The organism is Paraburkholderia suaedae (assembly GCF_040812055.1).
Taxonomy (GTDB): Bacteria; Pseudomonadota; Gammaproteobacteria; order Burkholderiales; family Burkholderiaceae; genus Paraburkholderia.
In genome coordinates this window covers 231051-248031 of record NZ_JBFOAH010000006.1, presented here as the reverse complement: position 1 = coordinate 248031, position 16981 = coordinate 231051, and the positions used below count along the sequence as shown (strand labels likewise).

Below are 16981 nucleotides of genomic sequence, written 5' to 3'. Positions count from 1 at the left end.
CCGGGTCAGACGAACCACTAGGTATTTTTTAGCCATCAGGAGATTAATCATGACGATTCGCGTCGCAATCAACGGCTATGGCCGGATCGGCCGCAACACCCTGCGCGCCTTTTATGAAAACGGCAAGAAGCACGATATCGAGATCGTCGCCATCAACGATCTGGGCGATGCAAGGACGAACGCCCACCTGACGCAGTACGACACCGCGCACGGCAAGTTTCCGGGCGAAGTGTCGGTGGACGGCGACTACCTGGTCGTGAACGGCGACAAGATCCGCGTGCTCGCCAACCGTAACCCGGCTGAGCTTCCGTGGGGCGAGTTGAACGTCGACGTCGTGATGGAGTGCACCGGCTTTTTCACGACCAAGGAAAAGGCGAGCGCGCACATCAAGGGCGGTGCAAAGAAGGTCATCATCTCGGCGCCCGGTGGCAAGGACGTCGACGCAACGATCGTCTACGGCGTGAATCACAATGTGCTCAAGGCGTCGGACACAGTAATTTCGAACGCATCGTGCACGACCAACTGCCTGGCACCGCTCGTCAAGCCGCTCAATGACAAGATCGGTCTCGTGAACGGCTTGATGACGACGATCCACGCCTACACGAACGACCAGGTGCTGACCGACGTCTATCACGAAGATCTGCGCCGCGCGCGCTCGGCCACGCACAGCCAGATCCCGACCAAGACGGGCGCTGCGTCGGCGGTGGGTCTGGTGCTGCCGGAACTGAACGGCAAGCTGGACGGCTACGCGATTCGCGTCCCGACGATCAACGTGTCGGTCGTCGACCTGTCGTTCATCGCCGCGCGCGACACGACGGTCGAAGAAGTGAACGCGATCATGAAGGAAGCGTCGCAAGGTGCGCTCAAAGGCATTCTCGGCTACAACGACGCACCGCTGGTGTCGATCGACTTCAACCACAACCCGGCTTCTTCGACGTTCGACTCGACGCTGACCAAGGTGTCCGGCCGTCTGGTGAAGGTGTCGAGCTGGTACGACAACGAGTGGGGCTTCTCGAACCGGATGCTGGACACGGCCGTGGCACTCGCCAACGCCAAGTAAGTTATTGCGCGCTTTGCGCGACGCGCTGCGAAGCCGGCTTCGGTCGGCGCGGGGCCAAAAAGAGCCGCTCTTCCGAGCGGCTCTTTACATTTGCGGGGTCGGAAAATGGACGCCCGCGCGCTGTGCCGCATTGGCGATATGGGTTTCGATGGCCTTGCCCGCAGCCGCTGAATCGCGTGCGTGAAGTGCGTCGAGAATCGCGCGATGCTCCGTATAAGTGGACAGCACCAGTTCGCGCCGGTAGAAGGGCATCCGCTGGCTTTCCTTCATGATCTCCGCGCTGCTTCGCAGGATCGATTCGATCGCTGCGTTGCCGGCAATGCTCACGATTCGCATGTGGAACTCGTAGTCGAGGCGCGCTGCCTCGTCGAGTTCGTCGCAGGCTAGCGCAGCCTGCATCGCGGTGATGTTTTCCTCCAGCCACGCGAGATCGGCCTCACTCACGGCGAGCGCTGCCATGCGCGCGACGAAGCCTTCGAGCGCGAAGCGCATCTGATAGGTGTCCGGCAGCGAAGACTGCTCGGCGAAACGCCACGATTGCGCGGCCGTGGCCTGCGCGCTTTCCACATACACGCCCTTGCCGGGCCTGATCACCAGCAGACCGAGCGCCTCCAGCGTGGACAGCGCCTCGCGCAGCGACGCGCGGCTGATCGACAATTCTTCGGAAAGTTGGCGCTGGGCCGGCAGCAGCGTGCCGACCGGGTAGTCGCCCCCTTCGATCCGTTCGCGGATGGTCGCGATGGCGGCATCGGTGACGGTGTGCGGAACGTTTTTCATGGTGGCTCACTGGAGTGACGCGGTCTGACCAGTATTCTAATACGCGGGCCCATCACCTGCGCGATCGCGCCGGCGCGGCGTTGCAATGCGGCCTGCCGACCCCCCGAAAACCTCGGGTAAACACCCTTCGATCAATCCTTGACGCCAGTATATCGGTTTCCTACTATTGGCCATAACAGAACTGGTCGGACCAGTCTGAACAGATGACATTCGAGACTAGGAGGAAGCCGTGTTGAAATTCTTCAATTCGCTGTTTGGCCGGGTCGTCGTAGCGCTAGTGTTAGGCATTGCGATCGGCGCGATTTATCCGCATTTCGCCCAATCGCTGCGACCGCTCGGGGACGGCTTTCTCAAATTAATCAAGATGGTGATCGGTCCGATCGTGTTTTGCGTCGTGGTCAGCGGCATGGCGCATGCCGGTGATCTACGCAAGGTCGGGCGCGTCGGGGTAAAGGCGGTGATCTACTTCGAGGTGATGACCACGATCGCGCTACTGATCGGCGCGGTGCTGGCGTATGCGACCCGGCCCGGCGTCGGCATGAACATCGATCTGCATTCGCTCGATCAGGCCTCACTCGCCACGTACACCGAGCACGCGAAAAGCCTCAAGGACACCGCGGGTTTCCTCCTGAAAATCATTCCGGACACGGCGATCAACGCATTCGCGACCGGCGATATCCTGCAGATTCTGGTGTTCTCGGTGCTGTTCGGCTCGGCGCTGTCGCTGCTCGGCAAGAAGGCGCAGCGGGTGAGCGGCCTGATCGACGAACTGTCGCACGTGTTCTTCCGCGTGATGGGCTTCATCATCAAGCTCGCGCCGCTCGGCGTACTGGGCGCGATCGCGTTCACCACCGGCACGTACGGCGTCGAGTCGCTCAAGCAACTCGGCATGCTGGTGCTGGTGTTCTACGCGAGCTGCATTGTGTTCGTGGTGGTCGTGCTGGGCATCGTGATGCGGCTGGCCGGTTTCAGCATCTTCAAGCTGATTCGCTACCTGCGCGAAGAACTGTCGATCGTACTGGGTACCGCTTCGTCGGACGCGGTACTGCCGCAGATCATGCGCAAGCTCGAATGGATGGGCGTCAAAGATTCCACCGTCGGCCTCGTGATTCCGACCGGATACTCGTTCAACCTCGACGGTTTTTCGATCTATCTCACGCTGGCGGTGATTTTCATCGCGCAAGCCACCCACACGCCGTTGTCGACGCACGATCTGATCGTGGTGGTGCTCGTATCGCTGCTGACGTCCAAGGGCGCGCACGGCATCCCCGGCTCGGCCATCGTAATTCTGGCCGCCACCTTGTCCGCCATTCCGGCAATCCCCGTGCTCGGCCTCGTGCTGATTCTGCCGGTCGACTGGTTCGTCGGCATTGCGCGTGCGCTGACCAACATGATCGGCAACTGCGTGGCGACGGTAGTGGTCGCGGTGTGGGAGAACGACATCGACCGGGCGCGCGCTCATCGCGTGCTCAATCGCGACGCGGCCTTGCGCTTCGTACCCGCGGGCGACGACGCGGATGCGGAGCCAGTCGGTGGCGAACGCGCACCGGCCGTGTGACGCAACGCGCCTCGACAGACCGTTTGCGAATCCTGATTGAGCGCGCCCACGCGGAGCGCTCGCCATACCGGCGAATACGGCGACGCTGCCGCCGGTCCCCAACTCTTTGCTTTCACCGAGACCATCATGGCCACTCCGATTCTCGACCCTAACGCCCCCGCCTTCACCCGCCGCTACATGAACCTTGCCGACCCGCGTCTGGGCGCAAAGGCACTGCACGCCAGCGACGAATTCTTCGCGCCGAAGGAGCGCATGCTCGAACCGCAAGCGGCGGTCTTCATCCCCGGCAAATACGACGACCACGGCAAGTGGATGGACGGCTGGGAAACCCGCCGCAAGCGCAGCACCGGCCACGACTACTGCGTGATCCGGCTGGCGCGGCCGGGCGTAGTGCACGGCGTCGACCTGGACACGAGCCACTTCACGGGCAACTTTCCGCCGGCCGCGTCGATCGACGCCTGTCACGTGGATGGCGAGGTCCCGACCGATGACGCCGACTGGCAAACGCTGGTGCCGGCCACTACGCTGCAGGGCAATCAGCACCACTACGTCGAAGTGAACGACGCGCGGGCGTTCACCCATCTGCGCGTGAATCTGTATCCGGACGGTGGGCTCGCGCGCTTGCGCGTGTACGGCCAGCCGAGGCGCGACTGGGAGCGCGTCGAGCGCGGCACGCTGCTGGACCTTGCCGCAATCGAAAACGGCGCGTACCTGGTCGCCGCGAACAATCAGCATTTCGGGCCGGCGTCGCAGATGCTCATGCCAGGCCGCGGCGTCAATATGGGCGACGGCTGGGAAACCCGGCGCCGTCGCGAACCGGGTAACGACTGGGCGATCGTGGCGTTGGCGCGGCCGGGCGTGATCTGCAAGATCGAAGTCGACACCGCGCACTTCAAGGGCAACTTCCCCGACCGCTGTTCCGTACAGGCGGCATCGGTGACGGGCGGCACGGACGACTCGCTCGTCACGCAGGCGATGTTCTGGCCGGTGCTGCTCGAAGAACAGAAGCTGCAGATGGACCATGTGCATACGTTCACCGACGGCGTGGCGTCGCTCGGACCGGTCACGCATGTGCGTTTCAACATCTTTCCGGACGGCGGCGTGTCGCGCCTGCGCCTGTGGGGCGAGCTTGCATAACGGAGCGGCGCGATGAAGACATTGCAGGTGGAACGTTTGACGCGCGCGGCATTCGCGCCGTTTGGCGACGTCATCGAACTTGACGGTGCGCGCCATTTCGCGATCAACGGCGGCACGACCGAGCGCTATCACGATCTCGCCAACGTAGACGTAACCGAGCGCGGCGGCCGCGCGCTGATCAATCTCTTTCGTGCGCAGCCGCGCGCGTTGCCCGTCGACATCACGATGATGGAGCGGCATCCGCTCGGCAGCCAGGCCTTCATTCCGTTAGTGCAGAGGCGTTACCTGGTGGTCGTCGCGCCGCCGGGCGAGTTCGATCCGGCACGCATGCGGGCGTTCTGGACCGACACGTGGCAGGGCGTCAATTACGCGAAAGGCGTGTGGCATCACCCCCTGCTCGCGCTCGATCAGGCGAGTGATTTCGTGGTGATCGATCGTGGCGGCGAGGGCAACAACTGCGACGAACTGCCGTTGGGCGAGCCGTGGCGCCTGATGTTCGAAGCGAGCGCCGAACTGGTGGCGTAGCCACGCGCGCCGTGCACGCGGCACTCCAGCCACAATGAGAAAGACCCGGCCGATTCGCATCGGCCGGGTCTTTCTCATTGCCGCTCCGCGCACCCCAGCGCGGCCGACGCCACGTGTCAATGCTTGCGATGCGGACAATTCTCCTTCGTGCAGGCGCCATACAGCGCGAGCGCGTGTTCCTGCAACTTGAAGCCGCGTTCCTTGGCAATGGACTGCTGACGCCGTTCGATTTCCGAATCGTAAAATTCTTCTACGAGTCCGCAATCGAGGCAAACCAGGTGGTCGTGATGCGACCCCTCGTTGAGTTCGAACACTGCCTTGCCCGATTCGAAATTGCTGCGCGAAAGCAGGCCGGCCTGCTCGAATTGCGTCAGCACCCGATACACCGTTGCAAGGCCAATATCGAGTTCCTCGTGCAGGAGATTGCGGTACACGTCTTCGGCTGTCAGATGACGCACCGGGCTGTGCTGAAAAATCTCAAGGATTTTGAGGCGCGGTAGGGTCGCCTTGAGCCCGATATTCTTGAGATCGGTTGGATTGGTCATGACAAGGGATCCCTAGAGTACAATGCTGGGCTCTCATAGTAATGTGTTTTTGCCGTTCCGGTCATCTTCGATGGAATGAAACTCGCGCGGCTCGTCAGCGGGCCCGCACGGTGAGTGAAATGATTTCAAAATCTCAATTGATCTACCGGGGGAGCCGCATGCGGGGTACCTTGATCGCTGTTGCGACTGTCGCGGTTCTTGCCGGATGTTCCACCTACGACAGCCTGACACAACGCATCGCCCAGAGCATTACGCCGTACCGGATTACAGTCGTGCAAGGCAATTTCGTATCGTCGGAAGCGGCTGCACAAATGAAGGTCGGCATGACGCGCGCGCAAGTGCGTCAGTTGCTCGGCACCCCGCTGTTGACCGACATGTTCCACGCGGACCGCTGGGACTACGTGTTCTATTTCAAACGCGGCTCCACTTCGATCGTGCAGCAGCGCGACTTCGTCGTGTTCTTCTCGGGCGATATCGTCGCGAGCTGGACGGGCGGCGAAGACCTGCCGTCCAATCTTGAATTGCTCGCGGAGATCGACGGCGACAGGCGTGGCGGCAGAAGGCCGAGCGCGACCAGCGCGGCCGCGGCAAGCGCGCCGGCCGCCGCAAGCGCGCCGGCGGCTACGGTGGAAACCACCGGCTCGCCGTCCGCCGAGGGCGCCGCCGCGGCAGCTGCACCGTCCACCGACGCGAACGCGGAAGCCGCGCAAGCCGCCAACCGTGCGGTGAACGCGGTGCCATCCACGCCGAACGGCCAGTCGCCGGTGCGGGCTACGGCGCCGAGGGCCAATGGTGGAGGCATTCCGCCGCAAGGGCCGACGGCCGCCGGTAAACCGCAGTTCCAGTTCCACCGGCCGCCGCCGCCGGCTGCGCCGCCGGAGAGCAATCCGGTCGGTCCGACCGGTGCGCAAAGCAGCGGCGGCCCGAGCAACGCCGCACCCGTGACGGCTTCCCCGTCGACTTCGGGAACGGGCGAGTAGTCAGGCTGTCCTTGTTGTGTAGGCGGGCACCTCGTCATACGCGGTGCCCGCCGGATTCTTAGCTTGCCAATGAGGTGCGGCGCCCGGGCGTGCTGCCCGCCGTCGCTTTTGCCCGCATTTGCCGGGTTTTGCCTTTTCGAACCCTCGTAGCCATGAAAATTGCCATTGCCGGCGCATCGGGCCGTATGGGCCGCATGCTCATCGAAACGGTCCTTAACGATTCTGACGCCACGTTGTCCGGCGCGCTGGACCGCGCGGGCTCCGCGCAGCTCGGACAGGATGCCGGTGCGTTTCTCGGCAAACAGACGGGCGTGCGGCTCACCGACGACATCGAGCGCGTGTTCGCCGAATCGGACTATTTGATCGACTTCACGCGCCCAGAGGGCACGATGATGCATCTGGAAGCGGCGCAGCGCCACGACGTCAAAATGGTGATCGGCACCACCGGCTTCGACAACGAGCAGAAAGCGCAATTGCGCGCGGCGGCGGATAAAATCGCCATCATGCTGTCGTCGAACATGAGCGTCGGCGTGAATGTCACGCTGAAGCTGCTCGAATACGCGGCGAAGCATTTCGCGACCGGCTACGATATCGAGATCATCGAGGCACATCATCGCCACAAGGTCGATGCGCCGTCAGGTACCGCGCTGACCATGGGCGAGGTGATCGCCCACGCGCTCGGCCGCAATCTCGACGACTGCGCGGTCTACAGCCGCGAAGGCGTAACCGGCGAACGCGATCCGTCCACGATAGGCTTCTCGGCGATTCGCGGCGGCGATATCGTGGGTGACCATACGGTGCTGTTTGCCGGTATCGGCGAGCGCATCGAGATCACGCATAAATCGGCGAGCCGTTTGTCGTACGCGCAAGGTGCGCTGCGTGCCGTGCGGTTCCTCGAAGGCCGTCAAACCGGCTTGTTCGATATGCAGGACGTGCTCGGTCTGCGTTGAACGGTCCTTGCGCGTGAGTCTGAGCGCGGAGTTTCGCGCCGAGCTCGAGCAGCAAGCGCGAACGGCGAGCTCGAGCACTAAGCTCAGCTCGAACACCGAGCTTGAATACCCAGCCGGGGCGTCACCCGTCCCTGCGCGTTCTCTGAAATCACTTCTCCAGGCGAGCTCAGATGGCAGGCAGCAGCGGCATCATTCATTACCTGCAGTCCAGCGACGCCATCACGCATGGCGTCGCCTACGTGCTGCTGGCCATGTCGGTTGCGAGCTGGTGCTTTCTGATCGTCAAGAGCTGGATCCTCACGCGCGCCAAACGCCAGGCCACGCGGGCAATCGCGCAGTTCTGGCAGGCGCCGACGCTCTCCGAAGGCGTCGCGGCATTGCGGCGCGCGGATCGCGAGCGGGTTTTCACCCCGCTCGCCGAAGCGGCGCTGCACGCGGCCGAAGTCGATATTCCCGGTGTGTTGCTCGCGCGAGTCGAGCGCGGCGAACGCGTGCTGCGTGCGCTGCGCCAGGCGCTCAACGCGTCGCAGCGCCGGCTGGAGTTCGGCCAGGTGCTGCTGGCTTCGGTTGGCAGCACAGCGCCGTTCGTCGGCCTGCTCGGCACCGTGTGGGGCATCTATCACGCGCTCGGCAGTATCGCGGCGAGTGGGCAGGCGCAAATCGAAAATGTCGCGGGGCCGGTCGGCGAGGCGCTCATCATGACTGCCTTCGGGCTCGTGGTCGCGATTCCCGCGGTGCTCGGGTACAACGTGCTCGGCCGTTTCGTGCGGCAGTTATCGGAAGAACTGGACGGGTTCGCGCACGACCTGCATGCCTACGCGTGCGCGCCGGCTGAGCCGGCTCAGGCGCCGATCCGCTCGCATCAGGCTTCGGCCCACTAGTGTCCCGAGTTGGAAAAACGAGGCAATCAATTTCTCATTCTGGACACTAGAGACGAACGTCCACGCGGAAAGCTCAGGAGGCGAAATGGCATTCGGCGGACTGGAAAAAAAGCAGACGGCGGCGCCGATGGCCGAGATCAACATGACGCCGCTGATCGACGTGATGCTGGTGCTGCTGGTGATTTTCATCATCACGGCGCCCTTGTTCACGCATGCGATCCGGCTCGATCTGCCGAAGGTCGCTGCAGCGCCCGCGCGCCAGACACCGCAAACCATTTCCCTTTCAATCGATGCCGCCGGCAAGCTGTACTGGAACGGCAACGTCATTACGCTCGCGCAGATGCGCGGGCGGTTCGCGCAAGCGGGCAAACAGGCCGAGCAGCCGGAGATTCAACTGCGCGCGGAGCGCGCGACGCGCTATGAGGTGATCGCGCAGGTGATGGGCGCGGCACAGCAGGCGGGGCTCGAGCGGATCGGTTTTGTGACGGACCCGCCGCCGCCGGACGCCGCGCGTTAAATTGGGCAACCGTTGCGCTGTCGTTGCGCGCCGCGCGCGGACCGGCCCGCAGCACGCCTGCACGAATTCGGCACCACGCCCGCGCCATGCCCGCAAGAGTCCGGTACGAGTCGGGCGGGAGTCGGGCGAGAGTCCCGCAAGAGTCCCGCAAGAGTCCGCTACTAGTCGGGCATGAGTCGGAAGGAGTCGGGAAAGAGCCGGGCAAAAGTCGAGCAAGAGTCGGACCCGAGTCAGGCACGAACCCGGCGCGGGTCTCGCATCTAGCCGCACCACGCCCGCACGCATCGGGCACCACACCGCACACCACCCACACCACGCAGCGCGGCGTACCCCTCCGCGAACGGTATAATCAGCCCTTTCCCCGCCGCCCGGGGAACGACGCCATTTCACCCAGCAGAGCACCAAAGCGGCCGGTGCGAAAGCACCGAACCCAGCGATCTCATCACACCATGCACGAAAAATACGTTCCCTCCGACGTCGAAGCCGCCGCGCAAGGACAATGGCGCGCCATCGACGCGTACAAGACGACGGAAACCGCCGAGAAGCCGAAGTTCTATTGCGTTTCGATGCTGCCGTATCCGTCTGGCAAGCTGCACATGGGGCACGTGCGCAACTACACGATCAACGACGTGATGTACCGCTATCAGCGGATGAACGGCTACAACGCGCTGATGCCGATGGGCTGGGACGCGTTCGGCATGCCGGCCGAAAATGCCGCGATGGCCAACAACGTGCCGCCCGCGAAGTGGACCTACGACAACATCGCTTACATGAAGAAGCAGATGCAGTCGATGGGCCTCGCGATCGACTGGACCCGCGAAGTCGCGACCTGCAGCCCCGACTACTACAGGTGGAATCAGTGGCTGTTCCTGAAGATGCTCGAAAAGGGCATTGCGTACAAGAAGACCGGCACCGTCAACTGGGACCCCGTCGATCAAACCGTGCTCGCCAACGAGCAGGTGATCGACGGCCGCGGCTGGCGCTCGGGCGCGCTCGTCGAGAAGCGCGAGATCCCGATGTACTACATGCGCATCACGCAGTACGCGGACGAATTGCTGAACGACCTCGACGGCCTCGGCTGGCCCGAGCGCGTGAAGATCATGCAGCAGAACTGGATCGGCAAGAGCTTCGGCGTGAACTTCGGCTTCCCGTATGAAATCGACGGCGAACAGAAGCTGCTGCGCGTGTTCACCACGCGCGCCGACACGATCATGGGCGTGACCTTTTGCGCGATCGCCGCCGAACATCCGCTCGCCGCGCGTCTTGCGCAGGACAAACCGGAACTGCAGGCGTTCATCGACGAATGCAAGCGCGGCGGCGTCGCCGAGGCCGACGTCGCGACCATGGAAAAGAAGGGCATGGCCACCGGCTTCTACGTCACGCACCCGCTGACGCACGAACAGATCCCAGTCTGGATCGGCAACTATGTGCTGATGAGCTACGGCGAAGGCGCGGTGATGGGCGTGCCCGCGCACGACGAGCGCGACTTCGCGTTCGTGAAGAAATACGGCCTGCCGATCAGGCAGGTGGTCGCGGTCGAAGGCAAGGAATTCTCGACCGAAGTCTGGGCGGAATGGTACGGCGAGAAGGCCGGCACGCTGGTCAACAGCGGCAAGTACGACGGCCTCGATTACGAACAGGCCGTGGACCAGATCGCCGCTGACCTGAAGCAACTGGGGCTTGGCGACAAGCAGATTACCTGGCGTCTGCGCGACTGGGGTGTGTCGCGCCAGCGCTACTGGGGCACGCCGATTCCGATCATCCACTGCCCGAGCTGCGGCGACGTGCCGGTGCCGGAAAAAGATCTGCCGGTGGTGCTGCCCGAAGACCTCGTGCCGGACGGCACGGGCAACCCGCTCGCGAAGTCCGAAGCGTTCGTGAACTGCGCCTGCCCGAGGTGCGGCAGCGCGGCCAAACGCGAAACCGACACGATGGACACCTTCGTCGATTCCGCGTGGTATTTCTACCGCTATGCGGCGCCGGACGCGAAGACCATGGTCGATGAGCGCACCGATTACTGGGCGCCGATGGACCAGTACATCGGCGGCATCGAACACGCGATCTTGCACCTGCTGTACTCGCGCTTCTGGGCGAAAGTGATGCGCGACCTCGGTCTGATCAAGTTCGGCGAGCCCGCGAGGAACCTGCTCACGCAGGGCATGGTGCTCAACGAAACGTATTACCGTGAAAACGAAGCGGGGAAAAAGACCTGGTACAACCCGGCGGACGTCACGGTGTCGTTCGACGACAAGGGCCGGCCGGTCGGCGCGGTTCTCAACGAGGACGGGCAGCCGGTGGTGCTCGGCGGCGTGGAGAAGATGTCGAAGTCGAAGAACAACGGCGTCGATCCGCAATTGCTGATCGATCAGCACGGCGCGGACACCGCGCGTCTGTTCGTGATGTTCGCGGCGCCTCCCGAGCAGCAACTCGAGTGGTCCGGGTCGGGCGTCGAAGGCGCGAGCCGCTTCCTGCGCCGCGTGTGGAACTTCGGGCACGCCAATCAAGCCGCGTTGCGTGCGGGCGGCCAGCTCGACGCCGCGCAATTCGGCGAGGCCGACAAGTTGCTGCGCCGCGAGATCTACAGCGTGCTCAAGCAGGCCGACTTCGACTACCAGCGTCTGCAGTACAACACGGTGGTGTCGGCCGCAATGAAGATGCTCAACGCGCTCGACGGGGCGAAGGGCGCCCGCCCGGCCGTGCTGCGCGAATGCTACAGCGTGATGTTGCGCGTGCTGTACCCGGTGGTGCCGCACCTGACGTTCCAGTTGTGGCAGGAACTCGGTTACGCCGACCAGTTCGGCTCGCTGCTCGACGCCGCATGGCCGAAGGTCGACGAAAAGGCGCTGGAGCAGGCCGAGATCGAACTCGTGCTGCAGGTGAACGGCAAGGTGCGCGGCGCGATCACCGTGGCGAAAGACGCGACGCGCGAAGCGATCGAACAGCTCGCCGCGGCTCACGAAATGGTCGCGAAGTTCAGCGAAGGCAAGGCGCCTAAGAAGATCGTCGTGGTGCCGGGCCGTCTCGTGAACGTGGTCGTTTGAGGGCGCACGAAAACATGTCGGCATACAACGCGGCGCCGCGCATGGCGGCGCTTGTCTGCGTTGCACCATCTACTGCGAACCGGGAGCCAATGTGACTCGCAGATCGTTCTTGACGCTGGCTTGCAGCGTACTGATGTTGTCGGCCTGCGGCTTCCAGTTGCGCGGCCAGCAGGACTACGCATTCAAGCGCCTCTATATTTCGGGCGGTTCGGCCGCTGGCGTCGCGCGGCTCACGCGGGTCGTGCAGGGCGGCAGCGACACGGTGGTGGTCAATTCGATCGCGAATGCCGACGCGGTCCTGCAACTCACGCAAGCCCGCGGCACGCGGACGCTGACGCTGAATTCGCTCGGCGTCGTAGCGGAGTATGAGCTGAATCTGTCGATGAACTACACGCTGACCGGCAAGGACGGCACGGTGCTGATTCCGCCGAGCGTGATCGCGTTGAACCGCGCGATGACCTATAGCGACCAGTTCTCGCAAGCCAAGGCCGCCGAGGCCGACATCCTGTTCGCCGATATGGAAAGCGACGCGATCGACCAGCTGGTCCGCCGTCTCGGGGTGGTGCGCTCGATGAATCCGGCGCCGGGTCAAGGCGTGCCGGCCATCGCGCCGCGCGCGCCGTTGCCGCCGCCGCCGCTGTGAGCGTGAGGACGTGTCGGATGCCGTGGTCGATGCCGGGTTCCGTTCACCGCGCCTGTTCAACATCGCCGACGACTAGCCATGCAACTGCGACTTGACGCGCTCCAGGCGCATCTCGCGAAGGGACTCGCCGGACTGTACGTCGTGTACGGCGACGAGCACTTGCTCGCGCAGGAAGCCTGCGACCGCATTCGCGTGGCCGCGCGCGCTGCCGGCTTTACCGACCGCTCGGTGTTTACGGTCGAGCGGAGTTTCGACTGGAGCTCGCTGCTGGGTGCGAGCCAGTCGATGTCGCTGTTCGGCGACCGTCAACTGGTCGAACTGCGGATTCCGTCGGGCAAGCCCGGCAAGGAAGGCGCGGAGACTCTGAAGGCGCTCGCCGCGGCCGTCAACGACGACGTGCTGACCATGGTCACGCTGCCGCGGCTCGACGCGGCCACCCAGAAGTCGGCTTGGTTCACCGCGCTCGCGGACGCGGGCGTCGCGTTGAAGATCGATCCGGTGGAACGCGCCCAGTTGCCGAACTGGGTCAGTCAGCGTCTCGCCGCGCAGGGCCAGCGGGTGGCTGCGGGTGACGAAGGCCGGCGCGCGCTCGCGTTCATCGCCGAACGCGTGGAAGGCAATCTGCTCGCCGCGCATCAGGAAATTCAGAAGCTCGGCCTGTTGTATCCGGCCGGATCGCTGAGCTTCGAACAGATTCACGACGCGGTGCTCAATGTCGCGCGCTACGACGTCTTTAAGCTGAACGAAGCGATGCTGGCCGGCGATGTCGGCCGTCTGGCGCGCATGCTCGACGGGCTGCGCGGCGAGGGCGAGGCCGCGGTGCTGGTGTTGTGGGCGCTCGTCGAAGAAGTGCGCACGTTGTTGCGGATCAAGCGCGGCGTCGCGGCGGGCAAGCCGCTTGCGGTGCTGCTGCGGGAGAACCGCGTGTGGGGCCCGCGTGAGCGGCTGATCGGGCCGGCCCTCTCGCGTGTCAGCGAGAGCGCGCTGGAGAATGCGCTGGCATTGGCGGCGCGGCTGGACCGGCAGGTAAAGGGATTGTCGGGCGGCACGCCGGGCAATCATCGCAACGATCCGCCGCCCGATCCGTGGGACGGCCTGTTCGAACTCGCCATGACGCTCGCGTCGCCGAAGCCGGCGCCGGTGCCGCCGCCACGACCTCGGGCGGACGCTGGCGGGCCGGGGCGAAGGCTGGCTTGAACCGCAGCCCCAGGCAGAGCATGAAGCGCAGCGCGACCCTGCCGCGAGATAGTTTCTGTTAGCCTCGCGCGCGCCTCGGCGAGGGCGCGCATCATCCGGCCGCAATCGTTCTTCGAGGCGCCGCGTGTAGCGCGCAGGCTCGAGCCGGGCCACAGCGGCCGCCGCGAGCAATGCACCTGTAGCCGACTTACAATCGTTTGTTCTTTCGCTAATCCTGCTTGTCCGCAGCACGTCGACGTGCACGGCACCACGAGAATGACCATGGATATCGACCAGTACATGACCGACCTCGGTCGCCGCGCCCGCCAGGCATCGCGTGCGATGGCGCGCGCTTCGAGCGCTTCGAAGAACGCCGCGCTCGCGGCCGTCGCGCGGGCCGTCGAGCGCGATGCCGCACTGCTCAAGGCAGCCAACGCACGCGACGTCGCGCGCGCAAAAGAGAAAGGGCACGACGCCGCGTTCATCGACCGTTTGACGCTGTCGGACAAAGCGCTGAACACGATGCTCGAAGGCTTGCGGCAGGTGGCGGCGCTGGCCGACCCGATCGGCGAGATCAGCAATCTCAAGTATCGGCCGAGCGGTATCCAGGTCGGCCAGATGCGGGTGCCGCTCGGTGTGATCGGCATCATCTACGAATCGCGTCCGAACGTGACGATCGACGCCGCGGCGCTGTGCCTGAAATCCGGCAACGCGACGATTCTGCGGGGCGGCTCGGAAGCGCTCGAAAGCAATACCGCGCTGGCAAAGCTGATCGGCGAAGGGCTGCAAGCCGCCGGCTTGCCGCAAGACGCCGTGCAGGTGATCGCCACGCCGGACCGTGCGGCGGTCGGCAAGCTGATCACGATGACCGACTACGTCGACGTGATCGTGCCGCGCGGCGGCAAGAGCCTGATCGAGCGGTTGATCAGCGAAGCGCGCGTGCCGATGATCAAGCACCTGGACGGCATCTGCCATGTCTATGTCGACGACCGCGCGGATCTGGCCAAGGCGCTGACCGTCTGCGACAACGCGAAGACGCACCGCTACGGCACCTGCAACACGATGGAGACACTGCTGGTCGCACGCGGCATTGCCGCCGACGTGCTGCCGCCGCTCGGCAAGCTGTACCGCGAGAAGGGCGTCGAACTGCGCGTGGACGCGGCGGCGCGCGCGGTGCTGGCCGATGCGGGCGTCGGCCCGCTCGTCGATGCCACCGAGCAAGACTGGCGCACCGAATACCTCGCGCCGGTGCTCGCCATCAAGCTGGTCGACGATCTCGACGCGGCGATCGACCACATCAATACCTACAGCTCGCAGCACACGGACGCAATCGTCACCGAAGACCATGACCGCGCGATGCGCTTCCTGCGCGAGGTGGATTCGGCCAGCGTGATGGTCAATGCGTCGACGCGTTTCGCGGACGGCTTCGAGTTCGGCCTGGGCGCGGAGATCGGCATCTCGAATGACAAGCTGCACGCGCGCGGTCCGGTCGGCCTGGAAGGGTTGACGTCGCTCAAATACGTCGTGCTGGGCCACGGCGAAGGCCGTCAATAGGCGCGGCCGTCGCCGCTGCGGCCGGCACGCGCGCCGGCCAGCGCCATCACGTTGCACAAGGGACCGCTGATGCTTTGGGTAAAAACGTTTCACATCGTATTGATTGCCTCCTGGTTTGCCGGCTTGTTCTATTTGCCGCGCATCTTCGTCAATCTGGCGATGGAAACCGAACCCGCCGCCATTGCGCGGCTCCTGATCATGGCGCGCAAGCTGTTCCGCTTCATGACTTTCATCGCGGTGCCGGCTTTGGCGTGCGGTCTGTGGCTGTGGCTCTTCATCGGCATAGGCAGCGGGGAAGGCTGGATTCACGCGAAGGTCGGCGTAGTGGTGCTGTTGATCGTCTATCACGCGTATTGCGGCGTGCTGCTGCGGACTTTCGAGCGTGGCGAGAATCGTCGTTCGGACAAGTGGTACCGGATGTTCAACGAATTGCCCGTGCTGGGCATGCTGGCGGCCGTCGCACTGGTCGTGATCAAACCGTTCTGATTCGGCCCAGGGGCGCCCCGACCCGAAGTTCATCGCGCTCATGACAAAGGGCTGTTTGCCGGTCAACCGGCAAACAGCCCTTTTTGTATCCCGCGCGCGGCTTCGCGAACTGCCGATGCTCACCGGCTCGAATCGACCCTGCGCCGGTGAATCACCTCTTTGGTCTGCGCGAGCTTTTCCACCAGCTCCGGCCCACGGCTGAGCGCCACGCCGACGGCAAGAATATCGCCGATTGCCAGATGCGACACGCGCGAGGTCATCGGCGAAAAAATGTCGGTGTCTTCGTCGACGTTCGCAAACAGGCCGATCGTCGCAAGCCGCGCGAGCGGCGAATTGCCGTGCGTGATCGCAATCACTTTTGCGCCCGCATGGAGCGCGGCTTGCGCGGCGTCGATGATGTCGCGGGTGCGGCCGGTGTTCGAGATCGCCACCACGACATCGCCTTCGCCCAAAAGCGCCGCCGACATCAGGAACGTGTGCGGGTCCGAATACGCGACGCTCGGCATGCCGAGCCGGAAGAACTTGTGCTGCACGTCGAGCGCGGCGATCCCTGAGCCGCCCGCGCCGTAGAACTCGATGCGACGCGCCTGCGCCAGTATGCCGATGGCCGCCGCCACGCTGTCCGACGAGAGATTGTTGCGCACCTGGATCAGCGCGCCAATCGTGCGGTCGAGCACCTTGGCGGCGACACCCGGCGTCGGCTCGTCGGCCCGCACGTCGCGGTAGACGGCGGGCACCTCGGCGGCGATGCCCTGCGCGAGCCGTATCTTGAACTCGCGAAACCCGGAAAAACCGAGCGCATGACAGAACCGCGCGATGGTCGGCTGGCTGACGCCGGCGCGCGCGGCGACTTCCGTCATGGACAGGTCGAGCACCTCGCGCGGCGCCTCGATCACGTAATCTGCCAGCTTGCGCTCGGACGGGCGCAACTGCTCGCGCATCTCTGCGACTTGGGACAGCATCATCGGAAAACTCGCACTATGCTGGAAGATGCGTGGACTATAGCGGATTGCACGAGAAGGTACAAAAACTACATTGCCACGTCTAGGTGTAATCCCTGGTTTGGTCGTTTCGCGGCCGAAGGCCCGCCTGAAAGGCGTTGCGCGACGGGCTCTGATGCGGCGGCGCAGCAGCAAGCCTCATTGCGGTGA

General features: G+C 64.2%; 16 protein-coding genes. 13 read left to right on the top strand and 3 right to left on the bottom strand.

Annotated elements, in window-relative coordinates; all coding sequences use genetic code 11:
- Positions 1-49 precede the first annotated feature (49 nt).
- Positions 50-1060, top strand: coding sequence for a type I glyceraldehyde-3-phosphate dehydrogenase (gene gap / locus ABQJ48_RS11765; protein WP_367838189.1), 1011 nt, complete (start codon positions 50-52; stop codon positions 1058-1060).
- Positions 1061-1144: 84 nt separating this feature from the next.
- Here the strand turns inward: gap and ABQJ48_RS11760 are convergent, their stop codons facing one another.
- Entirely contained in the window at positions 1145-1837 is a 693-nt protein-coding gene (locus tag ABQJ48_RS11760; RefSeq protein ID WP_367838188.1) for a FadR/GntR family transcriptional regulator, read from the bottom strand.
- Positions 1838-2066: 229 nt separating this feature from the next.
- Between ABQJ48_RS11760 and ABQJ48_RS11755 the strand changes: the two genes are divergently transcribed.
- From ABQJ48_RS11755 to ABQJ48_RS11745, 3 genes are all read left to right on the top strand, one after another.
- The gene (locus ABQJ48_RS11755; RefSeq protein ID WP_367838187.1) at positions 2067-3395 is read left to right on the top strand and encodes a C4-dicarboxylate transporter DctA; all 1329 of its coding nucleotides are present in this window, start codon (positions 2067-2069) and stop codon (positions 3393-3395) included.
- A gap of 126 nt (positions 3396-3521) precedes the next feature.
- Positions 3522-4532, top strand: coding sequence for an allantoicase (gene alc / locus ABQJ48_RS11750; RefSeq protein ID WP_367838186.1), 1011 nt, complete (start codon positions 3522-3524; stop codon positions 4530-4532).
- 12 nt (positions 4533-4544) lie between these two features.
- A complete protein-coding gene (locus tag ABQJ48_RS11745; protein WP_367838185.1) occupies positions 4545-5057 on the top strand; it encodes an ureidoglycolate lyase in 513 nt (170 codons plus the stop codon).
- Positions 5058-5173: 116 nt separating this feature from the next.
- Here the strand turns inward: ABQJ48_RS11745 and fur are convergent, their stop codons facing one another.
- Positions 5174-5602: a ferric iron uptake transcriptional regulator gene (gene fur / locus ABQJ48_RS11740; protein ID WP_367838184.1), complete on the bottom strand. Its 429-nt coding sequence runs from the start codon at positions 5600-5602 to the stop codon at positions 5174-5176.
- 158 nt (positions 5603-5760) lie between these two features.
- On the opposite strand from fur, the gene ABQJ48_RS11735 reads away from it, so the two are divergent.
- From ABQJ48_RS11735 to ABQJ48_RS11695, 9 genes are all read left to right on the top strand, one after another.
- Positions 5761-6582, top strand: a complete 822-nt coding sequence (locus ABQJ48_RS11735) for an outer membrane protein assembly factor BamE (RefSeq protein WP_367838183.1) — start codon at positions 5761-5763, stop codon at positions 6580-6582.
- A 152-nt stretch (positions 6583-6734) separates the two neighbouring features.
- Complete coding sequence (gene dapB, locus ABQJ48_RS11730) at positions 6735-7532, top strand: 4-hydroxy-tetrahydrodipicolinate reductase (RefSeq protein ID WP_367838182.1); 798 nt, start codon at positions 6735-6737, stop codon at positions 7530-7532.
- A gap of 170 nt (positions 7533-7702) precedes the next feature.
- Positions 7703-8413, top strand: coding sequence for a MotA/TolQ/ExbB proton channel family protein (locus ABQJ48_RS11725; RefSeq protein WP_367838181.1), 711 nt, complete (start codon positions 7703-7705; stop codon positions 8411-8413).
- Positions 8414-8498: 85 nt separating this feature from the next.
- Positions 8499-8930 (top strand): ExbD/TolR family protein, encoded by a 432-nt coding sequence (locus tag ABQJ48_RS11720; RefSeq protein ID WP_331605505.1) that lies wholly within the window; start codon positions 8499-8501, stop codon positions 8928-8930.
- A gap of 449 nt (positions 8931-9379) precedes the next feature.
- Positions 9380-11971, top strand: a complete 2592-nt coding sequence (leuS, locus tag ABQJ48_RS11715) for a leucine--tRNA ligase (protein WP_367838180.1) — start codon at positions 9380-9382, stop codon at positions 11969-11971.
- A 91-nt stretch (positions 11972-12062) separates the two neighbouring features.
- On the top strand, positions 12063-12614 hold the full coding sequence (locus ABQJ48_RS11710; RefSeq protein ID WP_367838179.1) for an LPS-assembly lipoprotein LptE: 552 nt from the start codon (positions 12063-12065) through the stop codon (positions 12612-12614).
- A 78-nt stretch (positions 12615-12692) separates the two neighbouring features.
- Positions 12693-13811 carry a DNA polymerase III subunit delta gene (holA, locus tag ABQJ48_RS11705; RefSeq protein ID WP_367838178.1) on the top strand — a complete coding sequence of 373 codons (1119 nt, stop codon included), beginning with the start codon at positions 12693-12695 and terminating at the stop codon, positions 13809-13811.
- Positions 13812-14072: 261 nt separating this feature from the next.
- Positions 14073-15344, top strand: coding sequence for a glutamate-5-semialdehyde dehydrogenase (locus ABQJ48_RS11700; protein ID WP_367838177.1), 1272 nt, complete (start codon positions 14073-14075; stop codon positions 15342-15344).
- Between the two features lie 69 nt (positions 15345-15413).
- Positions 15414-15830: a CopD family protein gene (locus ABQJ48_RS11695; protein WP_367838176.1), complete on the top strand. Its 417-nt coding sequence runs from the start codon at positions 15414-15416 to the stop codon at positions 15828-15830.
- A gap of 119 nt (positions 15831-15949) precedes the next feature.
- On the opposite strand, the gene ABQJ48_RS11690 is transcribed toward ABQJ48_RS11695, so the two are convergent.
- Entirely contained in the window at positions 15950-16795 is an 846-nt protein-coding gene (locus ABQJ48_RS11690) for a MurR/RpiR family transcriptional regulator (RefSeq protein WP_367838175.1), read from the bottom strand.
- Positions 16796-16981: the final 186 nt, after the last annotated feature.

Excerpts from the sequence above, each read along its gene's own strand:
- gap (WP_367838189.1), top strand. The coding sequence starts at position 50 with ATGACGATTCGCGTCGCAATCAACGGCTATGGCCGGATCGGCCGCAAC.
- ABQJ48_RS11760 (WP_367838188.1), bottom strand. The coding sequence starts at position 1,837 with ATGAAAAACGTTCCGCACACCGTCACCGATGCCGCCATCGCGACCATC.
- alc (WP_367838186.1), top strand. The coding sequence starts at position 3,522 with ATGGCCACTCCGATTCTCGACCCTAACGCCCCCGCCTTCACCCGCCGC.
- ABQJ48_RS11745 (WP_367838185.1), top strand. The coding sequence starts at position 4,545 with ATGAAGACATTGCAGGTGGAACGTTTGACGCGCGCGGCATTCGCGCCG.
- fur (WP_367838184.1), bottom strand. The coding sequence starts at position 5,602 with ATGACCAATCCAACCGATCTCAAGAATATCGGGCTCAAGGCGACCCTA.
- ABQJ48_RS11735 (WP_367838183.1), top strand. The coding sequence starts at position 5,761 with ATGCGGGGTACCTTGATCGCTGTTGCGACTGTCGCGGTTCTTGCCGGA.
- dapB (WP_367838182.1), top strand. The coding sequence starts at position 6,735 with ATGAAAATTGCCATTGCCGGCGCATCGGGCCGTATGGGCCGCATGCTC.
- ABQJ48_RS11725 (WP_367838181.1), top strand. The coding sequence starts at position 7,703 with ATGGCAGGCAGCAGCGGCATCATTCATTACCTGCAGTCCAGCGACGCC.
- ABQJ48_RS11720 (WP_331605505.1), top strand. The coding sequence starts at position 8,499 with ATGGCATTCGGCGGACTGGAAAAAAAGCAGACGGCGGCGCCGATGGCC.
- leuS (WP_367838180.1), top strand. The coding sequence starts at position 9,380 with ATGCACGAAAAATACGTTCCCTCCGACGTCGAAGCCGCCGCGCAAGGA.
- holA (WP_367838178.1), top strand. The coding sequence starts at position 12,693 with ATGCAACTGCGACTTGACGCGCTCCAGGCGCATCTCGCGAAGGGACTC.
- ABQJ48_RS11700 (WP_367838177.1), top strand. The coding sequence starts at position 14,073 with ATGGATATCGACCAGTACATGACCGACCTCGGTCGCCGCGCCCGCCAG.
- ABQJ48_RS11695 (WP_367838176.1), top strand. The coding sequence starts at position 15,414 with ATGCTTTGGGTAAAAACGTTTCACATCGTATTGATTGCCTCCTGGTTT.
- ABQJ48_RS11690 (WP_367838175.1), bottom strand. The coding sequence starts at position 16,795 with ATGATGCTGTCCCAAGTCGCAGAGATGCGCGAGCAGTTGCGCCCGTCC.